16 protein-coding genes are annotated in these 19,579 nt (G+C 72.7%); 7 read left to right on the top strand and 9 right to left on the bottom strand.

The window, feature by feature from the left end; translation table 11 throughout:
- The first annotated feature begins 69 nt into the window (after window positions 1-69).
- Complete coding sequence (locus ACIRG6_RS17740; protein ID WP_364675530.1) at window positions 70-1,179, top strand: AI-2E family transporter; 1,110 nt, start codon at window positions 70-72, stop codon at window positions 1,177-1,179.
- Here ACIRG6_RS17740 and ACIRG6_RS17735 read toward each other — a convergent pair.
- Complete coding sequence (locus tag ACIRG6_RS17735) at window positions 1,086-3,275, bottom strand: SpoIIE family protein phosphatase (protein WP_364675532.1); 2,190 nt, start codon at window positions 3,273-3,275, stop codon at window positions 1,086-1,088. The two genes, ACIRG6_RS17740 and ACIRG6_RS17735, sit on opposite strands and share 94 nt — an antisense overlap.
- A gap of 192 nt (window positions 3,276-3,467) precedes the next feature.
- Here ACIRG6_RS17735 and aspS point away from each other — a divergent pair, with 192 nt between their 5' ends.
- The gene (gene aspS, locus ACIRG6_RS17730) at window positions 3,468-5,231 is read left to right on the top strand and encodes an aspartate--tRNA ligase (RefSeq protein ID WP_364675535.1); all 1,764 of its coding nucleotides are present in this window, start codon (window positions 3,468-3,470) and stop codon (window positions 5,229-5,231) included.
- Window positions 5,232-5,288: 57 nt separating this feature from the next.
- Here the strand turns inward: aspS and ACIRG6_RS17725 are convergent, their stop codons facing one another.
- Window positions 5,289-6,176, bottom strand: coding sequence for a helix-turn-helix domain-containing protein (locus tag ACIRG6_RS17725; RefSeq protein WP_364819544.1), 888 nt, complete (start codon window positions 6,174-6,176; stop codon window positions 5,289-5,291).
- A gap of 454 nt (window positions 6,177-6,630) precedes the next feature.
- On the opposite strand from ACIRG6_RS17725, the gene ACIRG6_RS17720 reads away from it, so the two are divergent.
- Together ACIRG6_RS17720 and ACIRG6_RS17715 are read left to right on the top strand one after the other, a co-directional pair.
- Window positions 6,631-7,506 (top strand): helix-turn-helix domain-containing protein, encoded by an 876-nt coding sequence (locus tag ACIRG6_RS17720; RefSeq protein WP_364819543.1) that lies wholly within the window; start codon window positions 6,631-6,633, stop codon window positions 7,504-7,506.
- The gene (locus ACIRG6_RS17715; protein WP_364675543.1) at window positions 7,503-7,715 is read left to right on the top strand and encodes a DUF397 domain-containing protein; all 213 of its coding nucleotides are present in this window, start codon (window positions 7,503-7,505) and stop codon (window positions 7,713-7,715) included. The genes ACIRG6_RS17720 and ACIRG6_RS17715 overlap by 4 nt, the downstream gene beginning before the upstream one ends.
- A 58-nt stretch (window positions 7,716-7,773) precedes the next feature.
- On the opposite strand, the gene ACIRG6_RS17710 is transcribed toward ACIRG6_RS17715, so the two are convergent.
- The 3 genes from ACIRG6_RS17710 to ACIRG6_RS17700 all read right to left on the bottom strand — a co-directional run bounded on the left by ACIRG6_RS17710 (window position 7,774) and on the right by ACIRG6_RS17700 (window position 11,501).
- Window positions 7,774-8,139: a PH domain-containing protein gene (locus ACIRG6_RS17710; RefSeq protein ID WP_403323447.1), complete on the bottom strand. Its 366-nt coding sequence runs from the start codon at window positions 8,137-8,139 to the stop codon at window positions 7,774-7,776.
- A 119-nt stretch (window positions 8,140-8,258) separates the two neighbouring features.
- Window positions 8,259-9,875: a methionine--tRNA ligase gene (gene metG / locus ACIRG6_RS17705; protein ID WP_350717200.1), complete on the bottom strand. Its 1,617-nt coding sequence runs from the start codon at window positions 9,873-9,875 to the stop codon at window positions 8,259-8,261.
- 111 nt (window positions 9,876-9,986) lie between these two features.
- Window positions 9,987-11,501 (bottom strand): VWA domain-containing protein, encoded by a 1,515-nt coding sequence (locus ACIRG6_RS17700; RefSeq protein WP_403323445.1) that lies wholly within the window; start codon window positions 11,499-11,501, stop codon window positions 9,987-9,989.
- Window positions 11,502-11,766: 265 nt separating this feature from the next.
- Here ACIRG6_RS17700 and ACIRG6_RS17695 point away from each other — a divergent pair, with 265 nt between their 5' ends.
- A complete protein-coding gene (locus ACIRG6_RS17695; protein ID WP_364675549.1) occupies window positions 11,767-13,857 on the top strand; it encodes a PhoX family protein in 2,091 nt (696 codons plus the stop codon).
- Window positions 13,858-13,885: 28 nt separating this feature from the next.
- Here ACIRG6_RS17695 and ACIRG6_RS17690 read toward each other — a convergent pair whose 3' ends face one another.
- The 4 genes from ACIRG6_RS17690 to ACIRG6_RS17675 form a co-directional block, all read right to left on the bottom strand.
- Complete coding sequence (locus ACIRG6_RS17690) at window positions 13,886-14,893, bottom strand: endonuclease/exonuclease/phosphatase family protein (RefSeq protein WP_364819540.1); 1,008 nt, start codon at window positions 14,891-14,893, stop codon at window positions 13,886-13,888.
- A gap of 80 nt (window positions 14,894-14,973) precedes the next feature.
- The gene (locus tag ACIRG6_RS17685) at window positions 14,974-15,348 is read right to left on the bottom strand and encodes an ADP-ribosylation/crystallin J1 (protein WP_364675554.1); all 375 of its coding nucleotides are present in this window, start codon (window positions 15,346-15,348) and stop codon (window positions 14,974-14,976) included.
- A 60-nt stretch (window positions 15,349-15,408) separates the two neighbouring features.
- The gene (locus ACIRG6_RS17680) at window positions 15,409-16,323 is read right to left on the bottom strand and encodes a hypothetical protein (RefSeq protein WP_364675557.1); all 915 of its coding nucleotides are present in this window, start codon (window positions 16,321-16,323) and stop codon (window positions 15,409-15,411) included.
- A gap of 265 nt (window positions 16,324-16,588) precedes the next feature.
- On the bottom strand, window positions 16,589-17,038 hold the full coding sequence (locus ACIRG6_RS17675; protein ID WP_364675559.1) for a hypothetical protein: 450 nt from the start codon (window positions 17,036-17,038) through the stop codon (window positions 16,589-16,591).
- A 68-nt stretch (window positions 17,039-17,106) separates the two neighbouring features.
- On the opposite strand from ACIRG6_RS17675, the gene ACIRG6_RS17670 reads away from it, so the two are divergent.
- Complete coding sequence (locus ACIRG6_RS17670; RefSeq protein WP_403323441.1) at window positions 17,107-18,345, top strand: PP2C family protein-serine/threonine phosphatase; 1,239 nt, start codon at window positions 17,107-17,109, stop codon at window positions 18,343-18,345.
- Between the two features lie 63 nt (window positions 18,346-18,408).
- Window positions 18,409-19,476, top strand: a complete 1,068-nt coding sequence (locus ACIRG6_RS17665; protein ID WP_403323440.1) for a serine/threonine-protein kinase — start codon at window positions 18,409-18,411, stop codon at window positions 19,474-19,476.
- The last annotated feature ends 103 nt before the right edge of the window (window positions 19,477-19,579 follow it).

Genomic DNA, 19,579 nt, shown 5'->3' with positions numbered 1-19,579 from the left:
GCCGCGTGGTCTCACCCGGGCGGGCCGTCCGCACAGGACAGCCCGCCCGGTGCGTGATCGGCTGGAGCGGTGCACCTGCTTCCCGGTCCGGTACGCCGTTTCGCCGCCTGGTGCGTCGTCATCCTGCTCGCCAGCGGTGTCGTCTACGTCGCGATCAGGCTGTGCGTCGAGTTCCGCACAGCGGTGACCCCGGCGCTGCTCGCGCTGCTCGGTACCGCCCTGCTCAGACCGCTGCACCGGCGGCTGGTGAAGGCGCATGTGCAGCGGTCGCTGGCCGCCGGGCTGACCTGCGTCGCCGTCGTGGCCGTGGTCGGCGGGGCCGTGTACATCGTGGTCGCCGCGCTGGTCGACACCGGCGACCAGATCATCGCCTCGCTCAAGGAGGCGGCCCGAGGCGTCGCCGAGCACTTCGGGGCGGCCGGGACCTCTCTGGACGACCTCGCCACCAACTCCCGCGAGCTGCTCGGCAAGTTCGGCGGTACGGCCGCCTCCGGGGTGATCACCGGGGTGAGCGTGGCCGGCGAGATGCTGGCCATGGCGGTCCTCGCGCTGCTGCTCGTCTTCTTCTTCCTGCGCGACTCCGACCGCGCCGTCGGCACGGTGCGCTCCGTCGTCCCCCGGCGCAGCGCCGACATGGCCGAGGCGATGGCGCGGCGGGCCTTCGGGGCCGTCGAGGGGTTCATGCGGGGCACCACCCTCATCGCCCTCATCGACGCCCTCTGCATCACCGTGGGGCTGCTGGTGCTCCGCGTGCCCGGCGCGGTCGGGCTCGGCGCGCTGGTCTTCGTCGGCGCCTACATCCCCTATCTCGGCGCCTTCATCTCCGGGGCCGTGGCCGTGCTGGTCGCGCTCGCCGACCGCGGGTTCGTCATCGCGCTGTGGGCCCTCGGGGTGGTGCTGGCCGTGCAGGTGCTGGAGGGGCACGTGCTCCAGCCGATGGTCCAGAGCCGGACCGTGCAGATGCACCCGGCGGTCGTCCTGCTGGCGCTCACCGCGGGGGCGTCGGTGGCGGGCATCCTGGGGCTGCTCCTCGCCGTTCCGCTCACCGCCGCCGCGTTCGGGATCGTCCACGAGCTCCAGGGCCGCTACTCGGACACCGAGGAGACGTCCACCAGTCCGAGGGCGGCGCCCGGCTCTTCCTCGGATCCGTCCTCGGACCCGTCGTCCGGGGATTCGTAGAACTCGAACCAGATGCTCTTGCCCTCGCCGCGCGGGGCGACGCCCCAGGCGTCCGAAAGCAGCTCGATCAGCATCAGGCCGCGTCCGGAGGACGCCATCTCCCCCGGGCGTCGCTTGTGCGGCAGGTCGTCGCCGCTGTCGGTGACCTCCACCCGGATGTGCCGCTCGCCCGGATTCCCGCTGACCTCGGCGACCAGCAGCGCGTTGGCGTCGGTGTGGACGAGGACGTTCGTCAGCACCTCGGACAGCAGCAGGACCGCCGCGTCCCGCTGCTCCTCGTCGGGCCAGTCGTGCAGCAGGTCCCGCAGATGCTGCCGGGCGACGGCGATCCGCTCGGGCTCGGCCTGCGCGACCGTCAGCATCGTGCGCCGTACGGGGGGCCGGGCGACGGTGCTCGTGCCGTTGCCGCAGCTCTCGTCCTGCCAGCACAGCAGCACCAGGGCGATGTCGTCCTCCCGCCGGTCGGCCAGGGGGCCGGTGGTGTGGTGCGAGGACGGCCCGTGCACCGCCTGGACGAGTGCGTCGGCCAGCTCCTCCAGGTCGCCCTCGTGCTCCTCCAGGACGACCCGCAGGCGGTGCCAGCCGGTCTGGAGGTCGTGGCCGCCCGTCTCGACCAGCCCGTCCGTGCACAGCATCAGGGTGTCGCCGGGCTCCAGGGCGAGCCGGGAGGTCGGGTAGTCGGAGTCCGGGTCGACACCGAGCGGCAGCCCGCCCTCGGTGGCGAGGATCAGCGCGGTGCCGTCGGCCATCCGCACCACGGGGTCCAGGTGGCCGGCCCGGGCGCTCTCCACGACGCCGGTGGCCGGGTCCACCTCCGCGTAGAAGCAGGTCGCGAAGCGCAGGTCGGCGGGGTCCTCGGCGGAGTCGGCCAGGCTGTGGAAGAAGTGGGAGGCCCGGGAGAGCACCGCGTCGGGGCGGTGGCCCTCCGACGCGTAGGCGCGCAGGGCGATGCGCAGCTGGCCCATCAGCCCGGCGGCCCGTACGTCGTGTCCCTGGACGTCGCCGATGACCAGGGCGAAGCGGCCCCGGGGCAGCGGGATCATGTCGTACCAGTCGCCGCCGACCTGGAGTCCGCCGCCGGTGGGGACGTAGCGGGCGGCGATGGTTGTGCCGGGGATCTCCGGTCCCAGCGCGGGCAGCATGGTGCGCTGCAGTCCGTCGGTCAGCTCCCGCTGGGTCTCGGCGGCGCCGGCCCGGGACAGCGCCTGTGCCAGCATCCGGGCCACGGTGGTCAGCACCGACCGCTCGTCCGGTGTGAAGGCGACGGGATAGGCGAAGGCGGCCATCCAGGCGCCCATGGTGCGGCCCCCCGCGACCAGCGGCAGGAAGGCCCAGGACTGGCGGCCGAAGCGCTCGGCGAGCGGCCAGGTGATCGGGTAGCGGGCGCGGTACTGCCCGGGGGAGGAGAGGTAGACGGCACGGCCGGTGCGGACCACCTCGGCGGCCGGGTAGTCGGTCTCCAGCGGCATGTCCACGAACGGGTTCATGTCGTTCTGCGGCTGGCCGTGGTGGCCGATGACCGTCAGGTGGTCGCCCGACACGCCGAACACCGCGAGCCCGTCCGGTGAGAACCCGGGCATCGCCAGGCCCGCGGCCACCCGCAGCACCTCGGCGGTGGAGCGTGCCTCCGCGAGGGCCCGGCCCGCGTCCAGCAGGAACGCCTCCCGCGAGCGGCGCCAGTCGCCGGTCACCGCGCTGCGTCCCGCGGGGGTGCCGGGCGTCGGCTCGGCGACCTCCTGGAGCGTGCCGATCAGCTCGTAGGCCTTGCGCGCGGAGTCGAAGGACGGTTTGGAGCGGCTGCGGACCACCCGGACGTTGCGCCCGTGCTCGTCCATGATCCGGATACGGACCTCGGCGAGCGTGTTCTCGGCGACGGCCCGCTGGACCACCCCGGTGACCTCGTTCCAGTCCACCGGGTGCAGCCGGGCCCGCACCTGGGACTCGGTGAGCCTGGCCCCCCGGGCCGGCAGTCCGAGCAGCCGGGCGGCCTCCGCGTCGACCGTGACCTCTCGGGCGGCGGTGTCCCAGTGCCAGAGGCCGGTCGCGAGGGCGGTGAGGACCTCCCCCACCTCGGGCAGGGGCTCGCCAGTGCGCATTGCCCCACTGTAAGAAGAGGTGATCGGAGGCTGCCACCGCTCGCTCCCGCGGTATTGGTGAGGAACCGAGCCGTGAGTCCCCGGTACGCTGGGGTTGTTTCACGTGAAACACGGACCGCGAGACCACGCCAGGTGAGCCCCGTGAGATCCGTGGGACACAGCCCCCGATCCGCGAAGACTGGATGAACGACGATGCATCGGTACAGGTCCCACACCTGCGGCGAGCTCCGCTCCTCTGACGTCGGCACCGACGTCCGACTGAGTGGCTGGCTGCACAATCGGCGCGACCTGGGCGGCATCCTCTTCATCGATCTGCGCGATCACTACGGCATCACCCAGCTCGTCGCCCGTCCGGGTACGGAGGCGTACGAGGCGCTGGACAAGCTGACCAAGGAATCGACCGTCCGGGTCGACGGCAAGGTCGTCTCCCGCGGTGCCGAGAACATCAACCCCGACCTGCCCACCGGTGAGGTCGAGGTCGAGGTGGGCGAGGTCGAGCTGCTCGGCGCGGCCCAGCCGCTGCCCTTCACCATCAACACCGAGGACGGGGTCAACGAGGAGCGGCGCCTGGAGTACCGCTTCCTGGACCTGCGCCGCGAGCGCATGCACCGCAACATCATGCTGCGCACGGCGGTCATCTCGGCGATCCGGCACAAGATGACGGCGCTGGGCTTCAACGAGATGGCGACGCCGATCCTGAGCGCCACCTCCCCGGAGGGCGCTCGTGACTTCGTGGTCCCGTCCCGTCTGCACCCGGGCAAGTTCTACGCGCTGCCGCAGGCCCCGCAGCAGTTCAAGCAGCTGCTGATGATCTCCGGCTTCGACCGCTACTTCCAGATCGCGCCCTGCTTCCGTGACGAGGACGCCCGCGCGGACCGCTCGCCGGGCGAGTTCTACCAGCTCGACGTGGAGATGAGCTTCGTCGAGCAGGAGGACGTCTTCCAGCCGATCGAGAAGCTCATGACCGAGCTGTTCGAGGAGTTCGGCAACGGCCGTCACGTGACGTCGCCGTTCCCGCGGATCCCGTTCCGCGAGGCCATGCTGAAGTACGGCTCCGACAAGCCGGACCTGCGCGCCAAGCTGGAGCTCGTCGACATCACCGACGTCTTCGAGGGCTCGGAGTTCAAGGCCTTCGCCGGCAAGCACGTGCGGGCCCTGGCGGTGCCGGACGTCTCCGGCCAGCCGCGCAAGTTCTTCGACCAGCTGGGTGACTACGCCGTCTCGCAGGGCGCCAAGGGCCTGGCCTGGGTCCGCGTCGGCGAGGACGGCACGCTGTCCGGCCCGATCGCGAAGTTCCTGACCGAGGACAATGTCGCCGAGCTGACCAAGCGCCTGTCGCTGGCCGCCGGTCACGCGGTGTTCTTCGGCGCGGGCGAGTTCGACGAGGTCTCGAAGATCATGGGCGCGGTGCGGGTCGAGGCCGCCAAGCGCGCCGGGCACTTCGAGGAGGACGTCTTCCGCTTCTGCTGGATCGTCGACTTCCCGATGTACGAGAAGGACGAGGAGACCGGCGCGATCGACTTCTCGCACAACCCGTTCTCGATGCCGCAGGGCGGCCTGGAGGCCCTGGAAACCCAGGACCCGCTGGACATCCTGGGCTGGCAGTACGACATCGTCTGCAACGGCGTCGAGCTGTCCTCGGGCGCGATCCGGAACCACGAGCCGGAGATCATGCTCAAGGCGTTCGAGATCGCGGGATACGACCGTGAGACCGTCGAGGACAAGTTCGCCGGCATGCTGCGCGCGTTCCGCTTCGGCGCCCCGCCGCACGGCGGCATCGCCCCGGGCGTCGACCGCATCGTGATGCTGCTGGCCGACGAGCCGAACATCCGCGAGACGATCGCCTTCCCGCTCAACGGCAACGCCCAGGACCTGATGATGGGCGCCCCGACCGAGCTGGACGAGAGCCGCCTGCGCGAACTGCACCTTTCGGTGCGCAAGCCGCAGCCGAAGTAGGCGGACGCCCGGAGGGCCCGCCGGCGGAGCGACTCCGCCGGCGGGCCCTTCGCCGTCTCACGACGCTTCGTAGCGGGGCAGGCCCTCGGTGGGTGGGGCGGGGCGGCAGTCGCGGCACCGGCCGGGCCGGGCCGCCCGGAAGGCGCGGTCGCAGCCGTCGCAGGTCTGGAGGGGGTGGCGGGGCTCGGGGCCCGGTGGGGCCGTGGGCCGGTACGGCGGTGGAGGCGGCAGCTGGGCGGCCAGGCGGTGGGCGAGAAGCGCGGCCGGGCGGATCAAGGGTTCGTCCGGCAGGTTCGCGGTCAGGGCGTGGCGTACGGCGGTGGGGGTGGCCTCGCGTTCCAGCCAGGCGGCGACACCCGGGGCGAGGTGTTCGGCGTCGGTGGCGGACAGGAGCAGGCGGGGGTCGTGGCGACGCAGGCCGGTGAGGACCTCGACGGCTGCCTGGAGGAGAGCGGGCCAGGGGTGTGACGGCTGGGGGACCGCCGGGAGGCGCTTGCGTGGCGCGGGCTCGTCGGGGGTCGTCCGCCGTGCGGGCCTGCGGGACGACGTCTCCCGGCCGGCGCGGTGACCGGGCCTGTTGCAGGAGACCGTACGGGTGACGATCCGGCCGGTGGCGGTGCGCTCGCGGCTGCGGATCAGGTAGCCGTGCGCTTCGAGTTCGTTCAGGGCGGCGGCGATGCGGGTGGGGCCTTCCGGGAAGCGGGCGGCGAGCGTCTTGATGTCGACGGCGGTGCCCGGACGCACGGACTGGATGTAGCAGGCCAGGCCGATGGCGAGCAGGGACAGCTCCCGGTGCTGGGCCAGGTCGTTGCCGATCACCGTGAAGTTCTCGGTGTGGCGGACGTGGTCGTGGGTGACGCCGGCGAGCGGCTGCCCGTCGGGGTGGTTTTTGCGCGCGATACGGGACCGGGCGCGCGAGGGCGCGCTAGGGTTTTCGGTATCCATCGGGAAGCCTCATCTTCCTCGGTGGTCAGGCCCTCGCACTGGGATGCCAGTCCCGGCGAGGGCCGTCGCATGTCTGGGGGTCGTCGTGCACTGCTGGCGATGAGCGTAAAGCAGGCAACCGGTCACGAAACCAGCCCACTTGGCATATTCACTCGCGGGAGTGAGCCTCCCCGGCGGGAGGGAGGGGTGGGGCTTGGCGGGGTCCTTTCCCCCGGTGAGTAGTGCATGGGGAGCGCAGGTCGTACCGGAGCGTGGGCCGTCGGGTGCCGGTGGTTGCGGGGTGGAGAGGGCGGATCGACTCACCCTGCGTAGCCGGATGTGCCACCGTGGCGGTGACGCTCTGGTGGTGAGCGGTGACTGTCCGGTCCTTGTCCGGTGGTGTCCGGGCTTGTCGGGGCGTGGCGTACGGGTAGGGCCTGGCTGGTACGAGGCGGTTCGACGGAGGGGCGCGCGCATGTCGGTGGACGGCGAGGTTCGGCAGCTCAGGACCGAGGCTGACGAGCCGGGGTGGGAGGTGGACCCGGACGACGAGTGGGGCGTGGCGGTGATCGCCACCGTGGGGCGGCAGTTGAAGCTGCGGCGCGAAGCGGTCGGGATGCGGGCCGGCGACTTCGGCAAGGCCGTGGGGTACGGCGAGGATCTCGTCTACAAGATCGAGGGCGGGAAGCGGATTCCCCGGCCTGAGTACCTGGAGCGGGCGGACGAGGTGCTGGAGGCGGGCGGGCTGCTCGCCGCGATGAAGGAGGACGTCGCGAGGGTCCGGTACCCGAAGAAGGTGCGGGACCTGGCCCAGATGGAGGCTCGGGCCGTGGAGATCGGGGTGTACGTGTGCAGCAGCGTCCCCGGACTGCTGCAGACTCCCGAGCATGCCCGTGCTCTGCTGGAGTCGTGGCAGCCTGCCTACTCTCCCGAGGACCTGGAGCGCCGAGTGGCCGCCCGTATGGCTCGCCGAGCCATCTACGACCGGTGTCCCGCGCCCGCGCTCAGCTTCGTCCTGGAAGAGGCGACGCTTCGCCGCAGGGTTGGAGGCACAATGGTGCGGCGACAGCAGTTCGAACGCTTGCTGGAGGTGGGGCACTTGAACAACGTCACCCTCCAGGTGATGCCGATGGACAGCGGACCACACTCCGGCATGAGCGGCAGGATCGAAGTGCTGAAGTTCGAGGACGGCACGGCGGTGGGGCGCTCCGACGGGGCGTTCAACGGCCGGCCCACGCACGATCCGAGGCAGCTTCGCATCCTTGAACTGCGGTATGGCACCATCCGCGCCCAGGCTCTTCCGCCGGGAGAGTCGCTGGCGTTCATCGAGCTACTGCTGGGAGAGACATGATCCGCAAGCCCACCGCCAGGGATGCCTCCGAACTGGCGTGGTTCAAGAGCAGCTACAGCGACGGACCCGACGGTGACTCCTGCGTGGAGATCGCGACCACTCCCGGCACCATCCACGTCCGTGACTCCAAGCACCGGGACGCGAGCCCTCGTCTCGCGCTCGGCCGGCAGGCGTGGGCGGACTTCGTGACGTACGCGTCCGGACGCTGATTCCTCGACGAACGTGCCCCCACCCGGTCCTTGCCGGGCGGGGGCACGTCCGTGACGCCTAGCGAGCCACGAACTGGGTCAGGATCGCCTGGACCTCGTAGATGTCGACGCCCTTGGTGAAGGTCTTCTGGATCGGGGCCGCGCTGCCGGACAGCCAGATCTTCAGCTCGGCGTCGAGGTCGAAGTGACCGGCCGTCTCCACCGCGAAGTGGGTGATGCTGCGGTACGGGATGGAGTGGTACTCGGTCTTCTTGCCGGTGATGCCCTGCTTGTCGACCAGGATCAGCCGCCGGTCCGTGAACAGGATCGTGTCGCGGATCAGCAGGTAGGCGGCGTGCACCTGCTCCCCCTGGCCGAGCAGACGCGCGTACTCCTGCTGCGCCTGGGACGGATCGATGCTGTGCGCGTTGCCGAACAGTGCCATGGACGGATCCCCCCGCGTGAGTGGCGACGGCCGGCCGGCCGTCTTCCCGGGATCTTCGCAGAGCGAGGGGCCGGGGAGAAGATCTCGTCCTCCCCGGCCCCTCGCTTGTGGCAGACGCGTTACGCGGTCGGCTTCTCCTCTAGGCGCGGGAAGAGCACCGCGCCCTTGGTGACCGTCGAACCGGCCGGCAGCCGGCCCCAGTCCGCCGCCTCCTGGACCTTCTGGTCCGCGAGGCCGCCGAGGGAGGCCTCCGCGCCGAGGGAGTCCCAGAGCTTCTGGGACGTCTCCGGCATGACCGGGTTGAGGAGGACCGCCACCGCGCGCAGGGACTCCGCGGCCGTGTAGAGGATCGTCGCCAGGCGGGCCTTGCCCTCCGGCGAGTCGTCCTTGGCGACCTTCCAGGGCTCCTGCTCGGTGATGTAGCCGTTGACCTGCTTGACGAAGTCGAAGACGGCCAGGATGCCGCCCTGGAAGTCCAGCTCCTCGCCGATCTTGCGGTCGGCGAGCGCCACGGCCTTGGCCAGGCCGTCCTGGACCGCCTTCTCGGCGTCCCCGTCGGCCGTCGCCTCCGGCAGCGTGCCGCCGAAGTACTTGCCGACCATGGCCGCGACGCGGGAGGCGAGGTTGCCGTAGTCGTTGGCCAGCTCGCTGGTGTAGCGGGCGGAGAAGTCCTCCCAGGAGAACGAGCCGTCCTGGCCGAACGCGATCGCGCGCAGGAAGTACCAGCGGTACGCGTCCACGCCGAAGTGCGAGGTCAGGTCCTGCGGCTTGATGCCGGTCAGGTTGGACTTCGACATCTTCTCGCCGCCGACCATCAGCCAGCCGTTCGCAGCGATCTTCCCCGGCAGGGGGAGGCCCTGCGCCATCAGCATCGCCGGCCAGATGATCGCGTGGAAGCGGAGGATGTCCTTGCCGACCAGGTGCACGTCGGCGGGGAACGTCGACTCGAACTTCTCCGGGTTCTCGTTGTAGCCGACCGCCGTGGCGTAGTTCAGCAGGGCGTCGACCCACACGTAGATGACGTGCTTGTCGTCCCAGGGGACCGGCACGCCCCAGTCGAACGTCGAGCGGGAGATGGAGAGGTCCTGCAGGCCCTGGCGGACGAAGTTCACGACCTCGTTGCGCGCGGACTCGGGCTGGATGAAGCCCGGGTTGGCCTCGTAGTGGGCGAGCAGCTTCTCGCTGTACTCGCTCAGCTTGAAGAAGTAGTTCTCCTCGCTGAGGATCTCCACCGGCTTCTTGTGGATCGGGCACAGCTTCTGGCCCGCGTACTCGCCCTCGCCGTCGAGCAGCTCGCCGGGGAGCTTGTACTCCTCGCAGCCCACGCAGTACGGGCCCTCGTAGCCGCCCTTGTAGATCTCGCCCTTGTCGTACAGGTCCTGCACGAACTCCTGGACGCGGTCGGTGTGCCGCTTCTGCGTGGTGCGGATGAAGTCGTCGTTCGCGATCTCCAGGTGCTCCCAGAGAGGCTTCCACGCCTCGGTGACGAGCTTGTCGGCCCACTGCTGCGGGCTGACGCCGTTCGCCTCCGCGGTGCGCATGATCTTCTGACCGTGCTCGTCCGTGCCGGTGAGGTACCACACCTTCTCGCCGCGCTGGCGGTGCCAGCGGGTGAGCACGTCGCCTGCGACGGTCGTATAGGCGTGGCCCAGGTGAGGAGCGTCGTTGACGTAGTAGATGGGGGTGCTGACGTAGAACGCCTTGCCACCCTGCTTCTCGGTTCCAGTGGCCGCCATGGTCGAAATCCTACTGGTCCCGCGGAGATCGGCTCACACGTGTTTCGGGGGGTGGACGGGTGGTTTCCCGGTCCACCCCCCGGTGGGGTGCGTGCGGTGGGTGCGTGGCGGTTACGGGCGCCAGGCGGCCAGCACGCCCTCGTACAGCTCCTTGTCGGTGAGCTCCTTCGGACTCTCGCCGGCGAGGAAGTGGGAGGTGTTCGGCGTCTTGAGCTTGCGGAGGTAGTCGAACGCCTTGTTCTCCGGGTCGCCGAAGGCGACGAAGGAGAAGTGGACGTTCGGGTGGTTCGCGGCGGCGTCCGTGAGGGTCTGGGTGGCCGGGGTCTTGGCGTCCGGGGCGCCGTCGGTCTGGAAGACGACCAGGGCGGGGGTGCCCGGGGCCTCCTTGTCGTGCTGGGCGAGGACGGCCTCGACGGCGGCGTGGTAGCTGGTACGGCCCATGCGGCCGAGGGCGCCGTGCAGCTCGTCGATCTTGTTCTCGTGGTCGGTGAGGGTCAGCTCGCCGGTGCCGTCCACCTCCGTGGAGAAGAACGTGACGTGGAGGGTGGGCTCGGGGTCGAGGTGGGCCGCGAGGGCGAGGGTCTGCTCGGCGAGGGCCTGGGCGGAGCCGTCCTTGTAGTACGGGCGCATGGAGGCCGAGCGGTCGAGGACGAGGTAGACCTTGGCGCGGGTGCCGGTGAGGGTGTGCTTCTTCAGGGCGGTGCCGGCGGCCTTGTAGGCGGTGGTGAGGGCGGGGGCGCGGGAGCGGAGTCGCGCCGCGGGGGTGGCGGGTTTGGGGGCGGGGCCCTGCGGGGCGTTCTCGTCGTCGGCCTCGGCCTCGGCCTGGGGGTCGGGTGCGGTTTCCTCGCCGTCGGCGGCCGCGGGTTCCGGGGCCTCGGCTTCGCCTTCGGCCTGGGTGTTCCCACCCGCACCACCCGTGCGGGTTTCGTTGTCGGGTGCGGGTGGCCCCTGTGGGGTGTCCTCGACGTCGGCGGCTGCCGGTTCGGGGGTGGCGGCCTGCGGCTCGGTCTTGGCCTCGGGCTCGGGGGTGGGCTCGGCCTTGGCCTCCGGCTCGGGCTCGGCGGTGGGCTCGGCCTCAGGCTCCGGCTCGGGCTTGGCCTCCGGCTCGATTTTGACCTCGGCCGCGGGCTTGGGCTCCGGCTCGGCCTCGGCCTCGACCGCGGGCTTGGCCTCGGGCTCCGGCTCTGTCTCGGGCTCCGGCTCGACTTCGACCTTGGCCTCGGGCTTGGGCTCGGCCTCGACCTCGGCCGCGGGCTTGGCCTCGGGCTCCGGCTCGGCCGCGGGCTTGGCCCCGATTCCGGCCTCGGGCTCGGGCTCTTGAGCGGGGGCCGGGGGCGGGAGCGTGGTGTCCGGGGAGGGGGACGGTTTGGGGACCGTGATGTTGGCGAACGCGGCCTTGACGAGTTCGTGTTCGTCGGTCTCGGTGCGGGGCTCCGGGACCTGGGCGGTCGCCCGGGGCTCCGGGGCCGCCTCGGTCGGCTCCTCGGGTGCGGTGGGCTGGGACGGGAGCGTCGGCTCCGGAGCGGCGGCCGGTGCCGCCGCCTCCTGCGTCGCACCCTCCGCCTGGGCGGCCCGTGCTTTGCGTGACCGGCCGAACGCGTTCCGCAAGAGAGTGAGAATGCCCATGTGCGCAACCCTTCGCGTGAGTTGATGCCCGTCAATCCCTGGCCAGGACGGACACGTAAGGTTAGCGGCCCCGTCTTGTGATCTTGCGCAGGGTTTGGCATGCGGTCACCGGCGCGTCAAGGGCCGGATCCGGCCGCGGGCCAATTCCGGTTCGGCTGCCACGGGTTCACCCTGCGTTCACTCCGGCGCCCGTCTCCCGCACAAATGCGCACCTACCGTCGCGCTGACACCAAGGGCATCACAGGGCATCCCAGGGGAGAACGAAGTGCGCAAGCTGCTGCCGTTGATCGGAACGCCGTCCGGTTCGCATCCCGGCGGCCGGTCCGCCATGACCTGCCGTTTCCGGTGTGGTGACGCCTGTTTCCACGAGGTGCCCAACACCAGCTCCAACGAGTACGTCGGCGACGTCATCGCGGGTGCGCTCAGCCGCCGTTCCCTGATGCGCGCCGCGGCCGTCGTCACCGTCGCCGCGGCGGGCGCCGGTGCCGTGGGCGTGGCCGGGGCGCCCTCCGCGCAGGCCGCGCCGGCGGCCGGAACGGGCCACGGGGCGGGACACGGTCAGCAGCCGGAGCCGCAGGGCGCGCGCGGGCTGCGGTTCGCGCCCGTGGCCCCCAACACCGAGGACGCCGTCGTCGTGCCGGAGGGGTACCGGCAGGGCGTCGTCATCCGGTGGGGCGAGCCCATTCTGCGCGGGGCGCCCGCCTTCGACCCGGAGAAGCAGACCGCGAAGGCGCAGGCCGGGCAGTTCGGGTACAACAACGACTTCCTCGCCCTGCTGCCGCTGAAGGGCGAGCGCGGCCGGCAGCTCCTCGTCGCCAACCACGAGTACACCGACGAGGTCCTCATGTTCCGGGGCTACGACCCCGAGAACCCGACCCGCGAGCAGGTCGAGATCGCGTGGGCCGCGCACGGGCTGTCCGCCGTCGTCGTGGAGGAGGACCGCAGGAGCGGCAGGCTGACCCCCGTGCCGCGGCACCACCTCAACCGGCGCGTCACCGCCACCACCGAGTTCCGGCTCACCGGCCCGGCCGCCGGGTCCGACCTGGTGAAGACCTCTGCCGACCGCACCGGCCGCAAGGTGCTCGGCACCCTCAACAACTGCTCCGGCGGCACCACCCCGTGGGGCACGACGCTGCACGGCGAGGAGAACTTCAACCAGTACTTCGCCAACAGCAGCAGCGCCACCGACAAGCGCTACGGCATCGGCACCGGCGCCACCGAGCGCAAGTGGGAGCGGTTCGACAAGCGCTTCGACGTCGCCCGGGAGCCCAACGAGGTGCACCGCTTCGGGTACGTCGTCGAACTCGACCCGTACGACCCGCAGTCCACGCCCCGCAAGCACACCGCGCTCGGCCGCTTCAAGCACGAGGCGGCGACCGTGCGGCTGACCTCCGACGGGCGTCCCGTCGTCTACACCGGCGACGACGAGCGGTTCGACTACTTCTACAAGTTCGTCGGCAGCAAGCGGATGCGGCACGGCAGCAGCCGCAGCGCGCGCGAGCACAACCTGACGCTCCTCGACGAGGGCACCCTGTACGTCGCCAAGCTCACCGGCGACTCCCCGGCCGAGGACATCGACGGCAGCGGGAAGCTGCCGCGCGACGGCGAGTTCGACGGCAGCGGCCGCTGGATCCCGCTGGTCACCGCCACCGCCGACGGTGCCGTCTCGCACGTCGAGGGCATGACGGCGGAGGAGGTCTGCGTCTTCACCCGGCTCGCCGGTGACAAGGTCGGCGCGACGAAGATGGACCGGCCCGAGGACATCGAGCCGTCCCCGGGGACCGGCAAGGTGTACGTCGCCCTCACCAACAACTCCAACCGCGGCAAGTCCGGCTACGCGGGCCCCGACGAGGCCAACCCGCGCGTCGCCAACAAGCACGGCCACGTCCTGGAGCTGACCGAGCGCCGCAACCGGGCCGACGCCACCACGTTCGCCTGGTCGCTGTTCCTGGTGGCCGGTGACCCGGAGGACCCGGCGACGTACTTCGCGGGCTTCCCGAAGGACGCCGTCAGCCCGATCTCCTGCCCGGACAACGTGGCCTTCGACGGCCACGGCAACCTGTGGATCTCCACCGACGGCAACGCGCTCGGCACCCACGACGGTCTCTTCGGCGTGGCGACGAAGGGCGACCGGCGCGGTGAGCTGAAGCAGTTCCTGACCGTGCCGACCGGAGCGGAGACCTGCGGCCCGCTCGTCCAGGACCGGCGCGTGCTGGTCGCCGTGCAGCACCCGGGGGAGGTCGACGGCGCCTCGGTGGAGCGGCCGGCCAGCACCTGGCCCGACGGGCCCGGGAAGATCGTGCGCCCGGCGGTCGTGGCGGTGTGGCGCGCGGACGGCCGCGACATCGGCGTCTGAGCGCACCGGCCCCGCCGGTCCTCGCTGCTCAGCGGCCCGCGTGCAGCGTGAGGTCGACGACCAGCGCGCGGTGGTCGGTGTCGGCCAGGTCCAGGAAACGGGCGCGCTGGGCGGCGAAGTCCCGCGACACCAGCACGTGGTCGATCTGCGCCCCGAACACCGGGGTCGTCCGGGCCGGCCAGCTCGGTGTGCGGTCCTGGCCGGCCAGGCGGGCCGCGTCGTGCAGGCCTGTGTCGAGGATGCGCCGGAAGGCGGCGTGGTCCTGGGAGGCGTTGAAGTCGCCGGCGAGGACGGTGGGGGTTCCGCCGGCCTCGGCGGCGGCGTCGCGCAGCCGGCCCAGCTCGGTGCGCCACAGGCCGAGCTGCTCCGGCAGCGGCGGCATGGGGTGGGCGAGCTGGAGGCGTACGGCGTGGCCGCGCACGTCGGCGACGGCGCCGGGCATGCCCATGGTGGCGGGGATGCCGGGGGCGGGTGTGAGCGGGAAGCGGCTCAGGATGACCGACCCCTCGGAGCCGCCGCCCTCGACGGCCTGCCGGTGCGGGTAGTCGGCGCCGAGCTCCCGCCGCAGGGCCGCGTCACATGTGTACTCGCACTCCTGTACGAACAGCAGGTCGGGTTCTTCGCGGCGCACCGCGCCGATCAGCGCGTCGGTGCCCTGCCCGAACTCGACGTTCGACGTCAGCACGCGCAGTTCGGCGACCGGCGGTCCGGCCGGTTCGCCGCTCTTGCCGTACGGCTCGATGAACCAGGCCAGCAGGCCGAGCAGCGCCACGGCCCACACCGCTCCCGTCCACCACCGGGCGAGCAGCGTCAGCAGCAGCCCGGCTGCGGTCGGCACCAGCAGCCAGGGCAGGAAGGCGAGCAGTTGCGGCACCGGCGTGATGCCGTCGGTGTCGGCGATCCGGCAGCCGACGACGGCGCTGACCCCGGCGAACAGCAGCCCGGCGCACCAGGCCCCGAAGCGTCGCCCGGCCCGGCGGACGGCCGGTCCGCCGTGCGTGTCCGTCCACTCGCCCCTCGCCGTGTCGGTGTCCACGTGCCGGCCTTCCGCTCGCGGGTGCGATGTCCGAATCCTCCCTCAAGGACGACGGGCGCGGACGGAAAGTTGCCTTCCGGCTATGCGTCGGCCGTGTCCGCCGTGTCCGCGTGGAACTCCCGCACGACCTCGATGCGGCCCACGATGTGCCGGTTGAACTCTTCCAGCTCCTCCGCCGGGACCCACAGTTCCAGGATCGTCTCGCCGCCGGCCTGCCGTACCGGGTAGCGCGCGAGGAACGCCGTGTCGGCCTCGAAGCGGGTGACGTATCCCGATCCGGAGGCGGGCACGTTCCAGTCGCGGGCGATGCGGACGGCGTAGTCCTCGTCGAGGACCGGGTAGAAGATCGGCTGCTCGGGCAGGCGCGGGGGCCAGGCCGTCCAGCCGGACGCCTCGACGAGGGCCAGCTCCTCGGGGCCCGTGGGGCGCCACAGGGTCGTCGTCTCTCGTCGCATGGTCGACGACGGTAGCCGTACGGGCGGGTTCCGGCCCAGGGGATTTTCGCGTGCCGGCCGTCAGAGCCGGGCCCGTGTCGAGCGGGACGGTGCCGGGTCGACGGCGGGGTCCGCAGGGGGCCGGCGGCGGCGCAGGAGATGTCCGTACCGGCCGGTGAGCCAGGAGACCGCGGCGACCGTCAGACCGAGGCCGACCAGCAGCCAGGACGCCGTGCGCAGGGTCGCGGTGAGGGCGTCGTAGACGGCGCCGGCGGCCGGGCCGTCCACCGCGCCGGGCAGTTCGGCCAGGGTGAGCCGGCGGCCGACGAGGACGGCGAGGGCGAGCAGCCCCCCGCCGACGGCCGTGCCGAGGCCGGTGGCCGTGAGCGCGCGCCGGCGGCAGGCGGCCAGGGCGATGCCGGCGACGGCGAAGACGACGGCCGCGAGCGGCAGCCAGAAGGCGGCGACGTCGAGCACGTGGTAGCCCTTCCTGAGCCGGTCCGCCTCGTGGGCCGGGAGCACGGTGAGCTCGGTGTGCCGGACGGGGATCCGCCGTGCCATCGGCACGTTGTCCTGGACGAGCCGGTTGCGGACCCGCGCGGTGACGGGGGCCAGGTCGACGGTGACGGGGCGCCCGGCGGCCCCCTCGTCGCGCAGGGCGCGCAGCACGGCGGTGTGGACGGCCCGGTTGGCGGCGTCCCAGCCCGCGCGGAAGGCCTCGGTCCGGGTGAAGGAGCGGGCCGCGTCCTGCACGTAGAGACGCACGGTCGCGCGCATGGGTCCGGCGCCCACCTCGTTCATGACCCCGTCGCCCACCGTGTCCGCGACCGCGTCCCGCACGTCCGGGTCGGCGGCGAGCGGCGCCATGGCGGCGACGTACCGGCCGGTGTCGCCCAGCCCGTACGCCGCCCAGGCCGCCAGCGTGCCGCACGGTGCGAGCAGGCAGGCGAGGACGATCAGGACGGCCGACAGGGCGCTCCGAAGACGTGAGGGCACCCTTCCAGGCAAGTCCCGCGGGGCGGCCCGGGCGACCGGGATGCCTGCATATGGCCCCGCCGGACGATCCGAACGCGCGACGGCGCGGGCGCGGCGCCCGGAGCGACCGGGCAGACCGGCGCGCTTCGGTGGGACGGGCGGGCGGGGGCCGGGAGGGGCAGTCGGGCCTGCGCGGCCGTGCAGGCAGGTGGCGGGTGGACGAGCGGGCCCCGGCCAGGTGGCCGGGGCCCGCTCACCGTTGCCGGGGACCGGGGTGCCGGGCGGTTCAGGGGATGCGGTGGCCCGTCGCGTCCTCGCGTGAGTAGAAGATGTAGAACAACGCGGCGGTCACCGCGCCCGCCAGCAGCAGTGACGCGAGGATGCACGTGAACATGGCCACCCCGCTCTGCGCGTACAGGAAGCCCAGCGCGCTGCCCGCGAACGCGCCCCACAGCACCGCGTGTCCCTCGCGCGGCAGCCGCGCCGCCACCGACCGGACCACGGCGTACAGGACGACGAAGGCGAGCGCGGTCATGAAGCCGAACAGCAGGTTCCAGCCGGTGACGGGACCGCCGTAGCGCCGGTTGGCCGCGGCCCAGTAGCCGTAGATCAGCCCGGCCACGACGGGCACCGCCCACTTCGCCACCAGGTGGGTCCGCGGGCCGAAGACGTCGGGTGTCGTGCCGCGGGGGATCGCGCCGGCGGGCGTCCTGCCCGTGGGTACCGCGTGAGCCATGAGAGCACTCCTCTCTCCTCGCCCCCGTCTACCAGAGCACACCTGGCGGGGGCGGGTGGCAAGTCAGGATGCGGGCCGTGGGGGCACGTGTTTCGCTGGGGCCCGTGAGGGGTCGCGCGAGAGGTCGTTCCGGCGGGCCGGTGCGCGGCCGGTGGCGGCTGTTCGAGGGCCTCGTCCGGGCCGCCGGCCGGGGTGACGCCGTCTCCCGGCACGAGCTGCTGAGCGTGCGCGGCCGGAGCGTCGCCTGGTTCTTCCCGCTGGTGCTGCTCTTCGGCATCGCCGTGGCCGACGTCAGTACCGGCGCGTTCCAGATCATCTCCTGGACCGTTCTCGTGCCCGGTATCGCGGCGGCGGTCTGCGGAATGCTGGGCACGGCGGCCCTCGCGGTGCTCGCGGTGGTCGTGTACGCCCTCGCCGACAACGTCTGGCAGCACCACGAGCGGACCGGGACGTCCGGGCTGGTCCTCGTCGTCCTCGGCGGCTGCATCGCCGTGGGCGCCGCCGCGGTCCGGGTCGGCGGCGAGCGGCGCATGCTGCACATGCGGGACATCGCCGACACCACCCGCCGCACCGTGCTGCGCCCGCTCCCGGAGGGCTTCGGCGGCCTGGAGCACGCCGCCGTCTACCTCGCCGCCGACACCGAGGCCCGCGTCGGCGGCGACTTCTACGACGTCCAGCCCGGCCCGCACGGCACTCGCGTCCTCATCGGCGACGTGCAGGGCAAGGGGCTGGGCGCGGTGGAGACGGCGGCCGCGCTGCTCGGCACCTTCCGCGAGGCCGCGTACCACGAGCCGGACCTCGCGACGGTCGCCGATCGCCTGGAGACCCGCATACGGCGCCACCGCGAGCACACGGCCGCCCTCGGCCGTTCCGACGGCGACCGCTTCGCGACCGCCGTGCTGATCGGGTTCTCCCCCGCCCTGCCCGACGCCGTGGACGCCGTCGTCTTCGGGCACGAGCCCCCGCTGGCGGTCGGCCCGGGCGGCGTACGGCGCCTGCCGGCCGTCGGCGGGCTGCCGCTGGGCATGAGCGATCTCGTCCCCGGTCCGTCGGTGGCGGTGCAGCGGCTGGCCCTCGCCCCGGAGGAGACGCTGCTGCTGGTCACCGACGGGGTGACCGAGGCGCGCGACGCCGCGGGACGCTTCTACCGGCCCGCCGACGACGTGGCCCGCGCCGTCGCCGCCGACCCGCGCAGCGCCGCGCCGCGGCGGCTGGTGGCCCTCGTCCGGGACGGCACGCTGCGGCACAGCCGGGCGCGGCTGGTCGACGACACCACCGTGTTCGCGGTACGGCGGCTGAACGGCTGACTGCCCGCTTTGCAGCCGCAGCGGTTACCGTGCTGCCGTACGTGATCGACAGGGGGAGGGGACATGCCCGGAACCGTGCTGCTGCTCGCGGCGTCGCCCGTGGGCCGGGGGTGCCTGGTGGACGCGGCCTCCGTGCTCCCCGTGCTCGCCGCCGTGCCGCCCGCCGTGCTGGCCGGGACGGACACCGCGAACGTCGTCGAACTCGCCGACCCGCTCGAGCCGCAGGCCGTCCTGACCCGGCTCCGCGCGGCCGCGGCGGCCCCCGGCCCGCTGACCGTGTACGTCACCGGGCAGCTCCAGCTGGACCGGCGCGAGCGCCTGCCCCATCTGGCGCTGGCCCGCACGACGTCCTCCACGGTCCGTTACACCGCCCTGCCCTGGCACTGGATCCGTGAGGAACTGCGGCTGCGGCCGAGCGGTGCGACGACGCTGCTGCTGGATCTGCACGCCGACCAGGAGACCTGGGAGTGGCTGCGGGCCCACCCGCTGGACTCGGGGCGCAACAACGCGGTTTACGGTCGCATCGCGCCGCCGCCGTCACGGCGGACCGTGGCGGCCCCCGCGTACATGCGCGCCGTCGCGACGATCCTGCGCAGCGGGCACCGGCCGCCGCCGGACCAGCTGCACCAGCAGGCGCTGGACCGCTGCGCGGCCGACGGCGGCGCGAGCGGCGCGGACCTGGTCCTCGCGGCGCCCGGGCCGGTGGCGGGGGACCCGCACGCCGTCATCGCCGCCGCCGTGCGGTCGGGGCGGCACGGGGACGCCGACGCGCTCGCCGCGCGCCACGAGCGGGCCGCCGCCCTCGCTCTCGGGCCCGCCTCCGAGGACGCGTTGCACTGGGCGGAGGTCCGGGCCGACCTGGCGATGTTCGCCGGGGACCCGGTGCGCAGCTGCCGGGCCTGGCTGGCGGTGGCCGAGGCTCGTCTGCGGGCCGGGCAGGAACCGGGGACGCCCGCGGTGGAGGCGGCCGTGGACCGGGCCCACCACCAGTGGGGCCTGATCCGCGACGCCGCGTGGGCCCGCGAACTGGGCTCCGCGCTCGCCGCGTTGCGCGGCCGGGTCCCCGGGCGGCGCGAGGGCGCGCTGGACCATGTGCAGCGGGAGCTGAGCCGGCTGCAGACCCAGGGCTGACGCCCCTCCCGCGAGCCCCCGGCCGGCGCGTGCGCCCGCGTGCGCACCGCGACGGAGGCGTACGAACCCTCCCCAGTGCACAACAGCGGTGCCATGATGGTGA

Origin of the sequence: Streptomyces flaveolus (genome assembly GCF_044765825.1) — a bacterium.
GTDB lineage: Bacteria > Actinomycetota > Actinomycetes > Streptomycetales > Streptomycetaceae > Streptomyces > Streptomyces flaveolus.
This window is presented reverse-complemented; position numbering and strand designations above follow the sequence as displayed.